Here is an 11,337-nt window from a genome sequence, read left to right as displayed (position 1 = left end):
TTTTTAAATAATCCAAACTAAATATAATAAATTATGAAAAATAAATTTCGCTTTATCGGCAAAATGAGTAATTATAACGGATTTATATTTACTTTAGTGTAACTTTAGTAAAATTTTATTAAGTTTTTTTTATCATTGTATACCCAACTCAACACTAATGCTTCAAAAATTTATTTATTTTTATGTGCTTTTTTTAAGTTCATATATTGTTAATGCACAAACTTTTAATAAAAAAGTTGCCAAAACCCATAGGATCAATAGTCATATATCTATAGACGGAAAATTAAATGAAGAAGAATGGAAAAATGCATTACCTTCAACTGATTTCATTATGTTTTATCCAGATAATGGAAAGGAAGAAAACCCAAATAAAAAAACAGAAGTTAAAATAATATATGATGATGATGCGATTTATGTTGGAGCAATCATGTATGATAATCCCGAAAATATATTACAAGAAATAAAGCTTCGAGATGAATTTGGCACTTCAGATCATTTTGGTGTATTTTTTAATGGTTTTAATGACAATCAATTAGAATATCGTTTTTTTATTAGTGCTGCAGGTGTTCAATTAGATGCAATTGCCACTTCTGCCGGAGAAGATTATTCTTGGGATGCGATTTGGGATTGTAAAGTAAAAATCACAGAAAACAGTTGGGTTGCTGAATTTAAAATTCCTTATGCTGCTTTGCGTTTCTCAGAAAGCGAAAAACAAACTTGGGGTTTAAACATGTTTCGTGATATTAAAAAAGACAATACAAGTTATTGTTGGAATTTTATAGATAGCAAACTAAACAATGAAGTTGTTCAAGCTGGAATTCTTGAAGGAATTGAAAACATAAAACCTCCAACTCGATTATTCTTTATTCCTTATACTTCTTATTATCATAACAATAATGATAGCGGATCTGACAATAAATTCAAAATTGGTATGGATATAAAGTATGGAATTAATGACTCTTTTACATTAGATGCTATTCTTGTACCTGATTTTGGCCAGACAACTTTCGACAATGTTAATCTAGTTTTAGGTCCTTTTGAGCAACAATTCAATGAAAATAGACCTTTTTTTAAAGAAGGAACAGATTTGTTTAACAAGGGAAATTTGTTTTATTCACGAAGAATAGGTGGAGAACCAGCTATAACACACAATGAATTATATGCAACATTACCTGAAGGCTTCGATATATACAAATTTCCAGAGTCTATTAATTTAATAAATGCCACAAAAATTTCTGGAAGAACTCAAAAAGGATTAGGTATTGGTTTTTTAAATGCTATTACTGAAAAAACATATACTGAAATAATTGATTTAAATACTAGTGCTATTTATGAAGGAGTAATTGAGCCTGTTACTAATTATAATGTTTTTGTACTTGATCAGCGTTTTAGAAAAAACTCATCTGTTTCATTTGTAAATACTAGCGTTGTAAGAAATGGGTATTATAGAGATGCCAATGTATCAGCTTTAGTATTTGATTTAAACACAAAAGCAAACACCTATAAATTATCAGGTGATACAAAATTTAGCTATGTAAATAATTTAGGTGAAATTAAAAGAGGGACAAATTCATCCATATTTATAGGTGATACTAAAGGAAAATATCAATATGGTTTTGGTTCTGGATATATTTCAAAAGACTATGACCACAATGATCTTGGAATTCTTTTTAGAAACAATTATTACTCATTCAATGCAAATGCAAGTTATCGAGCTTTAAAAAGAACAAAAACATTTAATAACATAAGACTTAAAACAGATTTAAATTCAGAGTTTGAAAACTCTACTGGAAAACTACAATTGGGAACAATAAGCGTTTCTTCTCTATTATATAATTTAAAAAATGATATTTTTCAGTTTACTATAGAAGGAAGTCCTTTTGAAACTTTTGACTTTTACTTTCCATGGATTGATGGAAGGTTTAATTACAATCCAAAATACATTGACTTTACTTCTGTAATTTCATCCAATAGGAATAGAAAATACTCTTTTGACTTAACAACTAATTTTATTAAGCACGATCAGCCAGGTCGTAAAAGCTATACCGTTTCTTTAGGACAAGAATTTCGTTCTAATGATAAATTTTATTTACGTTATGGTTTAAGAGGTATAAAAAACAGAAATGACATAGGGCTTGTTGATTACAACAATAACGATATTATCTATGCTATAAGAAACGTCAACACACTAGAACATCAAATCACCGGAAAATATTCCATTAACAATGTGATGAATTTTAATTTAAAAGTAAGATATTATTGGGCTCATGCCATTAACAATAAGTTTCTAACATTAAGAGAAGACGGTTATTTTGATAATAATTTAACTTACAACATAAACAAAAACATCAATAGAAATATTTGGAATTTTGATTTTTCTTATACTTGGTGGTTTGCTCCTGGTAGTTTAGTTTCGGTTTTATATAGAAATAATTCAAGTTTAGGCGAACGAACTTTTAATACTAATTTAGGAGACAACTTTAGAAATGTCTTATCTAACAACCCAAACAATACAATTTCAATTAGTTTTAGATATTACATCGACTACAATCAAGCTAAAAACGTTTTTAAACACAGTGAATAAAATCCTAATCTTTTCTTAAAATAAGTTCAAAAAAAAAATAAAAAGTATTTTTGCACAAATCATCTTTCATGAAATCAAAAATCATCATTTTTTTAATTTTAATTTGTTCTTGTTACTCTTATGGACAAGAAACTACATCAATACCAAAAAAGCAACTAAAAGCTGCTTATGTTTCTAGTTCTATTTCTATTGATGGAGAATTAAATGAAGAAGATTGGAAAACTGCCCTAGTTGCAAAAGATTTTATTTCTTTTGAACCTAAAAATGGAACAGCAATACCACAAGAATTAAAATCTGAAGTCAAAGTCATTTATGACAATAACGCCATTTACATTGGGGCTATACTTTATGACAGCGAACCAACAAAAATTTTAAAAGAAATTACGGAAAGAGATAATTTTGGAACAAGTGACATATTTGGTGTTTTCATAAATGGATATAACGATGGTCAGCAAGATTTTCAGTTCTATGTTTCTGCTGCAAATGGTCAAGCTGATTGTAATTTTACATCACAAGATGGAGAAGATTATTCTTGGAATGCAATTTGGGACAGTAAAGTAAAAATAACAGATTATGGCTGGGTTGTTGAAATTAAGATTCCTTATGCTGCACTTCGATTTCCAAGTACAGATATTCAAACTTGGGGAATAAACTTCTTTAGAGAAGTAAGACGAAGCAGACAAAAATACACTTGGAATCACATCGATAATGAAATTGGTGCTTTTTCTCAACAAGCAGGAGTTCTAAATGGTATTCAAAAAATAACACCTCCAACTCGATTGTTTCTTATTCCTTATGCATCAACTTATGTTAGTTCAAATAATGGAAAAACCCTAATAACTCCAAAAATTGGATTAGATATTAAATATGGACTAAATGATGCTTTTACATTAGACGCAATATTAATTCCAGATTTTGGACAAGTAAAGTATGATAATGTTGTTTTAAATCTTGGTCCTTTTGAACAACAATTTAATGAAAATAGACCTTTTTTTACGGAAGGAACAGATTTATTTAACAAAGGAAGCTTATTATACTCTAGAAGAATTGGCTCATTACCAAACTTTGAACCAGAATTAGCCTCTAACGAAATTATAGAAGATTCCCCAACTTCAACAAATCTATATAATGCTGTAAAAATTTCTGGTAGAAATAATGATGGTTTAGGTATTGGTTTTTTAAATGCAATTACTGTAAATACTTATGCTAATGTTAGAAATACAGACAATAACTCAATAAGAGATGTCTTAATATCACCTTTAACTAATTATAATGTTACTGTTTTTGATCAACGTTTTAACCAAAATTCTTCAGTTTCTTTTATCAATACAAATGTAACTCGTGATGGAGATTTTAGAGATGCAAATGTTTCTGGATTACTCTTTGATTTAAATACCAAAGCAAACACTTATAATTTAGCAGGAAAAATAACAATGAGTAGTGTTTATGATTTAAAAAACACTAGTGGTATTAGTTCTTCCATTTATTTAGCCGAAACTGCCGGAAAAATTAGATATAGTTTAGGTGCTGATTATGTTTCAAAAGAATTTGACAACAACGATTTAGGTATTAATTTTTTGACTAATTATTATGATGTTTTTTCAAATGCTAGTTATCGTATTTTAAACCCAACTAAAATTTTTAATTCTTTTAGAATTAATCTTAACAGCTATTTAGAATTCAACAATACTTCAAATTATATTCAAGACAATAATTTTAATGTTAATATTAACTCATCAACAAAGAAAAACCACTATTTTGGATTTGGTTTTAACGCAAGACCATTTAAAAGTTATGATTACTATGAATCACGAATTAACAATCGTTATTTTATAATTCCAGAATATTATGGATCTTGGTTTAATATTTCAACTAATTATAATAACAAATTTGCCTTAGATTTAAATGTAGAATACAACAAACTAAATGAGCCTGGCAGAGAAAATTACAACTTTTACGTTAGTCCAAGATATAGATTTAGTGACAAGTTTTCATTAATTTACGCTGTTAGTCCAAGTTTTCAAAAAAACAATATTGGATGGGTTGACTATTTATCATCCACAGAGGACATCATTTTAGCTAGGAGAGACAGAAATACAGTAAACAATACACTTACTGGAAAATACTCAGTAAATAGTCAAATGAATTTTAGTTTATCCGTTCGTCATTATTGGTCCTTTGCAGAAAACAACAAATTTTACAACTTGCAAGAGAACGGTCTACTACTTGAAAACTATACTTATAATGCCAATAAAAACTCTAATTTTAATACTTGGAATTTAGATTTATCTTATTCTTGGTGGTTTGCACCTGGCAGTCAAGCAACAGTTTTATATCGAAACAACGCTGCTGATTTTAATCGAGTTATTGACAAAAGTTACGGTAGTAATTTAAACAATGTGTTTGCAGATAATTTAAATCACACTTTTTCTGTAAGTATTCGTTATTTTATTGACTACAATCAAGCTAAAAATTGGCTGTGATATCTTATTTAACTAAAACGATTTCGAATATTATTTGATTTTTTCAAACCTCAAGGCCTTCAATTTCTTATATTTGTAGAAACAACTAAGGCAATGAATAAAAAAATAATCTTAATGATTTTAGATGGTTGGGGTAAATCTCCTGACCCAAAAGTTTCTGCAATAGACAACGCAAATACTCCTTTTATAGATAGTTTATATACAAAATACCCTAATGCTCAATTGAGGACAGATGGTTTAAACGTGGGTTTGCCTGAAGGTCAAATGGGAAATTCAGAAGTAGGTCACATGAATCTTGGAGCAGGAAGAATTGTATATCAAGATTTAGCTAAAATAAATTTAGCTGTAGCTAATCACACTTTAAACCAAGAAATAGAATTACAAGATGCATTTCAATATGCAAAAGCCAATAACAAAGCTGTTCATTTATTGGGCTTGCTTTCAGATGGTGGTGTACATTCCCACACTTCTCATCTTCGAGGAATAATTGATGCTACAGAAGATTTTGGATTAGAAAAGGTTTTTATCCATGCATTTACAGATGGTCGTGATGTTGACCCAAAATCTGGAGCATTGTATCTTGAAGATTTATACAATTATATTGACACTAAAAAAGCTAAATTAGCTTCAGTAATAGGTCGCTATTATGCAATGGATAGAGATAAACGTTGGGAAAGAGTCAAATTAGCATATGATTTATTAGTAAATGGAAAAGGAAAACACACGAAAGATGCAGCTTTAGCTATTTTAGAAAGTTATAAAAATAAAATAACCGATGAATTTGTTGAGCCAATGGTAATGGTAGACAAAAACAACGAGCCTATTGCTACAATAAAAGATGAAGATGTCGTAATTTTCTTTAATTTCAGAACTGATAGAGGACGTGAATTAACCGAAGCTTTATCGCAAAAAGACTTTCACGAACAAAACATGCATAAATTGAATCTGTATTATGTTACAATGACCAATTATGATGATACTTATTCCAATGTTCATGTAATTTATGATAAAGACAATATCACCGAAACGCTTGGTGAAGTTTTAGAAAAAGCCAATAAAAAACAAATTCGAATTGCTGAAACAGAAAAATATCCACACGTTACTTTTTTCTTTTCTGGTGGACGCGAAAAACCTTTTGTGGGTGAAACTAGAATATTAAAAAACTCACCCAAAGTTGCTACTTATGATATGCAACCAGAAATGAGTGCCTTTGAACTAAAAGACGCTTTAATTCCAGAACTTAAAAAAGGTGATGTTGATTTTGTATGTCTAAACTTTGCTAATGGCGATATGGTTGGGCACACCGGTGTTATGGAAGCTGCAATTAAAGCTTGTGAAGCAGTAGATGTCTGTGTAAAAGAAGTAGTAGAAACTGCTCTAGAAAACAATTACACCACAATTATTATTGCAGATCATGGAAATTGTGAAACCATGATTAATCCAGATGGAAGTCCAAATACTGCTCATACAACTAATCCAGTACCAATTATTTTGGTTGACAAAGAATTAAAAAATATTAACAATGGTGTTTTAGGTGACCTAGCTCCAACAATATTAGAATTGATGGGAATACAAAAACCAGAAGCTATGACCTGTAAATCTTTATTATAATGAAAAAAATCATTTACATACTTCTTATTTCTCTAGCTTTTAGTTGTATTTCTGTTACAAATGGAACAGATGGCAAACCCGGTGAAAATGGCAAACCTGGAAAAAATAATCAAAAAGGTGAAAATGGAAAATCAGGTGAAAATGGAAGTTCTGAAAAACAAACTATATTTAAAAAACAATAAAATGAAAAAAATAATTTTATTACTATTACCTTTCTTATTTATTAATTGTAGTCCAACCGGAAAAATAATAACTACTAACAATGAAAAAATGTTAATAGGAAAAGCTACAAAAATCGATTTAGAAAAGGCTCCATTTGATTCATGGTACACTTCAGGTTTTAACGAGTACAAACCAAATGAAGAAGTTACAAATCAATTAAAAGATAAAGTAACCAATATTACAATAACTATATTTATGGGCACTTGGTGTGAAGACAGCCAAAATCAAGTACCAGATTTTTATAAAGTATTACAAGAATGTCAATTTAAGGAAAGAGGCATCACTTTAATTGCAATGGATAGAACCAAAACAACTCCAGAAAATCTTGAAAGTGGTTTAAACATTACAAATGTTCCAACTTTTATTTTTTTTGAGAAAGGAGTAGAAATTAATAGAATTGTAGAATCTCCAAAAGTGAGTTTAGAACAGGATATGCTAGACATTCTTTCTGGAAAAAATTACAAACCGAATTATTCTGAATAATCACAAAATAATAAAAACTATAAAATCCTGATAAACTCAGGATTTTTTTTGAACAATTCTTAATCAAAAGTTAAACTTTTATATATTAATAGTAATACTATTATATTTGCAAAGTAAAACTTATAACCATGAAAAAAAATATAGCTTTAAAATCGTTACTTTTCCTTTTGATGTTTACTATTAATGGCTTTTCTCAAACAGAAAGCATGAAGGATAGCCTTACAGAAAATAGTATAGAAAACGCATTGCTTCATCCCGAAGAAGTAATAAGATTAAATTTATCTAACCAAGAAATTGATTTTAAAAAAATTGACTTTTCTAAATTTATCAATCTTGAATATTTAAGTTTAGAAAATGATAAACTATCGGAAATTCCAACTGGAATAATTTTACTAAAAAACATAAAAACATTGAATTTAAGTGGTAATTTATTTAAAAACTTACCCGTTTCTTTTGAAAACTTGACATCACTTGAAGAATTATATTTAAATAATGAAGTGAATTTTAAATTTGATAGAAACATTGAAGTCTTATCAAAATTACCAAATCTAAAGAAGTTGCATTTAGAAAATGATAACTTAAGTAAATTACCAGCTAAAATAATTCTTTTAAAAAATTTAGAGTATTTGTATATAAATGACAATCAATTTAAAAAATTTCCTTTAGAAATTCAGGGTTTACAAAATTTACAATATCTAGATTTGAAAAAAAACTTTCTTAATCAAGAGGATATTGATATATTAGAATTAAATTTCGGTTTTCAGATTAAACTATAAATAATTCTTAATTCGACGTTCAAAAAACATAAAAGTTAATCCAATGCAAAATTTATTCAATAATTTCAAAATTACAATTAATGATAAATTATATGTCAAAGATCCTGAAACTTCAGATTTAGGCAAAAGAATTATACAAAACAGTATTTTGTTAATTGAGGAAATTGGATTTGAAGCTTTTACATTTAAAAAATTAGGAGATAAAATTCAATCTAATGAAAGCTCAATTTATCGATATTTTGAAAACAAGCACAAACTATTGATTTACCTATCGTGTTGGTATTGGTCTTGGGTTGAATATAACTTAGTTTTTGCTACAAACAATATTTCAAATCCTATTGAAAAATTAGTCAAAGGTATTAAATTAATCACTCAGAAAATTGAAGATGACCAAAAAACACCACACATAGATGAATCCATCTTAAATAAAATTATCGTTTCAGAATTCACTAAAACACTATTAACCAAAGAGGTTGATGAAGAAAACAAAGAAGGTTTCTTTTTAGTTTACAAAAGAGTAATCTATAGAATTATTGAAATGATTGAAGAAGCAAATCCACAATATCCTTATGCAAAGAGTTTAGCCTCAACAATCGTAGAAGGAACTTTACATCAAAATTACCTAAAAGACCATTTTAAAACAATAACAAATCTATCTGATGAAGATTGTATTACAGAATTTTATTTAGACATAATAAAAAAAATATTATAAATGAAACCCATTGAAAGATTTAAAAACTTAATAAAAGCTGATAAAAAAGATGTTTACCAATTATTAATTTATTCCATTATTGGCGGATTGATAAGTTTATCGATTCCACTAGGAATTCAGGCTATTATAAATTTCATACAAGCTGGAAAAATAAGTACTTCTTGGATTGTTTTAGTAGTTATAGTTGTAACTGGTGTGGCCTTTGTTGGAATTTTAAAAATTATGCAATTCAGAATAACAGAAAACATACAACAAAAAATATTTGTACGTTCATCATTTGAATTTGCCTATCGTTTTCCAAAAATCAAATTTGAACAACTCTACAATTTTTCACCTCCAGAACTAGCAAATCGTTTTTTTGACACCATAACGGTTCAGAAAGGGTTTTCAAAATTAATTTTAGAAGTTTCTACAGCAGCTTTACAAATTGTTTTTGGAATCTTATTATTATCTTTATATCATTCCTTTTTTATCTTTTTTGGAATAATATTGTTAATATTACTGTATCTAATTTTTAAAATTAATTTTGATTCAGGCTTAAAAACAAGTTTAAAAGAATCAAAATATAAATACAAAGTTGCGCACTGGCTTCAAGAAATTGCTCGTAACAATTTAAGTTTTAAAAATGGAAAATTATTTGAATTCTCCCTTAAAAAAAATGATTACTTAGTAAACGAATATTTACAATATAGAGAAAGTCACTTTAAAGTACTAAGAAGACAATTCATTCAACTAACAGGATTTAAAGTACTAATTTCTGCTGGATTGTTGATAATTGGTGGAATGTTAGTATTAAGTCAACAAATGAATATTGGTCAATTTGTAGCTGCAGAAATCGTTATCATTACAATTATTGCAGCTGTTGAAAAACTATTTTATGGTTTAGAATTATTTTATGATGTAATAACTTCCTTAGAAAAACTAGGTACAGTAGTAGATTTAGAATTAGAAAAAGAAAAAAGAACTACTAATTACACTTTTGATACGGATGAAATTAATATTAGCACTGAGCAATTAACTTTTCAATTTCCTGATGCAGAATTACCTGTACTAAAAGATATAAATCTGACTATAAATTATGGAGACAGAATATTAATTCAAGGAGAAAATGGCTCAGGAAAAACTACTTTAATTCGATTATTATCAAGATTTATAGAACCCTCAGCCGGTACTATTTTCATCAACAATACAAACTATAAAAAGTTTTCATTTGAAGAATATAGATCAAAAACAGCTGTTATTACACTAAATGATTCAACTTTTGAAGGAACAATTTATGAAAACATAACCTGTAGTTGTCCAACTGTATCCATGAGTGATGTTAATGAAGTTTTAGAAAAACTAGATTTGACAAATTTAATTAAAACATTGCCTTTAGGCTTAGAAACTACTTTATTGTCGGAAGGAAAACAAGTAAATTCTTCAGCTGTTCAAAAAATATTACTTGCGAGAGTATTGATTACAAAACCTAAAATTTTATTTTTAGAAGAACCGGTAAACAAATTAGACAAGTTAACAGCAGGAAAAGTAATCGATATGCTTACTGATAAATCAAATCCATGGACTCTTGTAGTAATTTCAAAAAACAGTTATTGGAAAGATAAATGCAACAAAATAATAACACTGGACAATGGTAAAATTAAATCTATTAAATAATTTATTATGTTAAATATAACCAAGAACAGAATAGATGAATGGGTTGATTTAGGAAAATACAAATCGACAAAAGTACTTGAAGACAATAATGGGTATTTAATGATTAAAAGAACCATCTGGGCATGTGTCACTTGCCTACTTATATTTCTTTTTCTTCCTTGGACACAAAACGTTTCTGGAACAGGTAAAGTCACAACTTTAAAACCCAATCAAAGACCACAAACCATTCAAACTAGCATTGCTGGTAGAATTGAAAAATGGTATGTCAATGAAGGAGATTATGTAAACAAAGGAGATACGATTTTATTTATATCAGAGATTAAAGAAGACTACTTAGATCCAAATTTAATTGAAAATACAGGAAATCAAGTTACAGCCAAAGAAGGTGCTGCAAGTTCTTATGCCTCAAAAGTACAAGCGCTTGAAAGTCAAATTGGAGCAATTGGTGATGAAAGAGCTTTAAAATACAAACAAGCTCAAAACAAGTTAAAGCAATCTTATTTAAAAGTACAAAGTGACAGTATTGATCTAGAGGCTGTAAAAACACAACTAACTATTGCTAAAACACAATTTAATCGTGCTATTAATTTAAATAAAGAAGGTTTAAAACCTTTAACAGATGTAGAAGAGAAACGCGTAAAATTACAAGACACAGAAGCTAAAATTATTACACAAGAAAATAAATACATTACAGCACAAAATGAAGTTCTTAATGCTAGGATGGAACTAAATAGAATTTTAGCAGAATATTCTGAAAAAACTGCAAAAGCTCAAAGTGATAAACAAACTGCATTAAGTTCGCAATTTGAC

9 protein-coding genes are annotated in these 11,337 nt (G+C 28.2%); all 9 read left to right on the top strand.

Annotated elements, in window-relative coordinates:
* Positions 1-157 precede the first annotated feature (157 nt).
* The gene (locus AACZ53_RS10895; RefSeq protein WP_339838225.1) at positions 158-2,584 is read left to right on the top strand and encodes a DUF5916 domain-containing protein; all 2,427 of its coding nucleotides are present in this window, start codon (positions 158-160) and stop codon (positions 2,582-2,584) included.
* A 68-nt stretch (positions 2,585-2,652) separates the two neighbouring features.
* Positions 2,653-5,067 carry a DUF5916 domain-containing protein gene (locus AACZ53_RS10890; protein ID WP_339838222.1) on the top strand — a complete coding sequence of 805 codons (2,415 nt, stop codon included), beginning with the start codon at positions 2,653-2,655 and terminating at the stop codon, positions 5,065-5,067.
* A gap of 93 nt (positions 5,068-5,160) precedes the next feature.
* Positions 5,161-6,678, top strand: coding sequence for a 2,3-bisphosphoglycerate-independent phosphoglycerate mutase (gene gpmI, locus AACZ53_RS10885; protein WP_339838220.1), 1,518 nt, complete (start codon positions 5,161-5,163; stop codon positions 6,676-6,678).
* Positions 6,678-6,860, top strand: coding sequence for a hypothetical protein (locus AACZ53_RS10880; protein WP_339838217.1), 183 nt, complete (start codon positions 6,678-6,680; stop codon positions 6,858-6,860). Before gpmI ends, AACZ53_RS10880 begins: the two co-directional genes overlap by 1 nt.
* Position 6,861: 1 nt before the next feature.
* On the top strand, positions 6,862-7,383 hold the full coding sequence (locus AACZ53_RS10875; protein WP_339838214.1) for a thioredoxin family protein: 522 nt from the start codon (positions 6,862-6,864) through the stop codon (positions 7,381-7,383).
* A gap of 128 nt (positions 7,384-7,511) precedes the next feature.
* Entirely contained in the window at positions 7,512-8,159 is a 648-nt protein-coding gene (locus tag AACZ53_RS10870; RefSeq protein WP_339838212.1) for a leucine-rich repeat domain-containing protein, read from the top strand.
* A gap of 43 nt (positions 8,160-8,202) precedes the next feature.
* A complete protein-coding gene (locus tag AACZ53_RS10865; protein WP_339838210.1) occupies positions 8,203-8,871 on the top strand; it encodes a TetR/AcrR family transcriptional regulator in 669 nt (222 codons plus the stop codon).
* Positions 8,872-10,527, top strand: a complete 1,656-nt coding sequence (locus AACZ53_RS10860) for an ABC transporter ATP-binding protein (RefSeq protein ID WP_339838208.1) — start codon at positions 8,872-8,874, stop codon at positions 10,525-10,527.
* A gap of 6 nt (positions 10,528-10,533) precedes the next feature.
* A partial coding sequence (locus AACZ53_RS10855) for a biotin/lipoyl-binding protein (protein WP_339838205.1) occupies positions 10,534-11,337 on the top strand: 804 nt, incomplete at its 3' end.

Source organism: uncultured Flavobacterium sp. (assembly GCF_963975005.1).
Taxonomy (GTDB): domain Bacteria; phylum Bacteroidota; class Bacteroidia; order Flavobacteriales; family Flavobacteriaceae; genus Flavobacterium.
This window is presented reverse-complemented; position numbering and strand designations above follow the sequence as displayed.

Excerpts from the sequence above, each read along its gene's own strand:
- AACZ53_RS10895 (WP_339838225.1), top strand. The coding sequence starts at position 158 with ATGCTTCAAAAATTTATTTATTTTTATGTGCTTTTTTTAAGTTCATAT.
- AACZ53_RS10890 (WP_339838222.1), top strand. The coding sequence starts at position 2,653 with ATGAAATCAAAAATCATCATTTTTTTAATTTTAATTTGTTCTTGTTAC.
- gpmI (WP_339838220.1), top strand. The coding sequence starts at position 5,161 with ATGAATAAAAAAATAATCTTAATGATTTTAGATGGTTGGGGTAAATCT.
- AACZ53_RS10880 (WP_339838217.1), top strand. The coding sequence starts at position 6,678 with ATGAAAAAAATCATTTACATACTTCTTATTTCTCTAGCTTTTAGTTGT.
- AACZ53_RS10875 (WP_339838214.1), top strand. The coding sequence starts at position 6,862 with ATGAAAAAAATAATTTTATTACTATTACCTTTCTTATTTATTAATTGT.
- AACZ53_RS10870 (WP_339838212.1), top strand. The coding sequence starts at position 7,512 with ATGAAAAAAAATATAGCTTTAAAATCGTTACTTTTCCTTTTGATGTTT.
- AACZ53_RS10865 (WP_339838210.1), top strand. The coding sequence starts at position 8,203 with ATGCAAAATTTATTCAATAATTTCAAAATTACAATTAATGATAAATTA.
- AACZ53_RS10860 (WP_339838208.1), top strand. The coding sequence starts at position 8,872 with ATGAAACCCATTGAAAGATTTAAAAACTTAATAAAAGCTGATAAAAAA.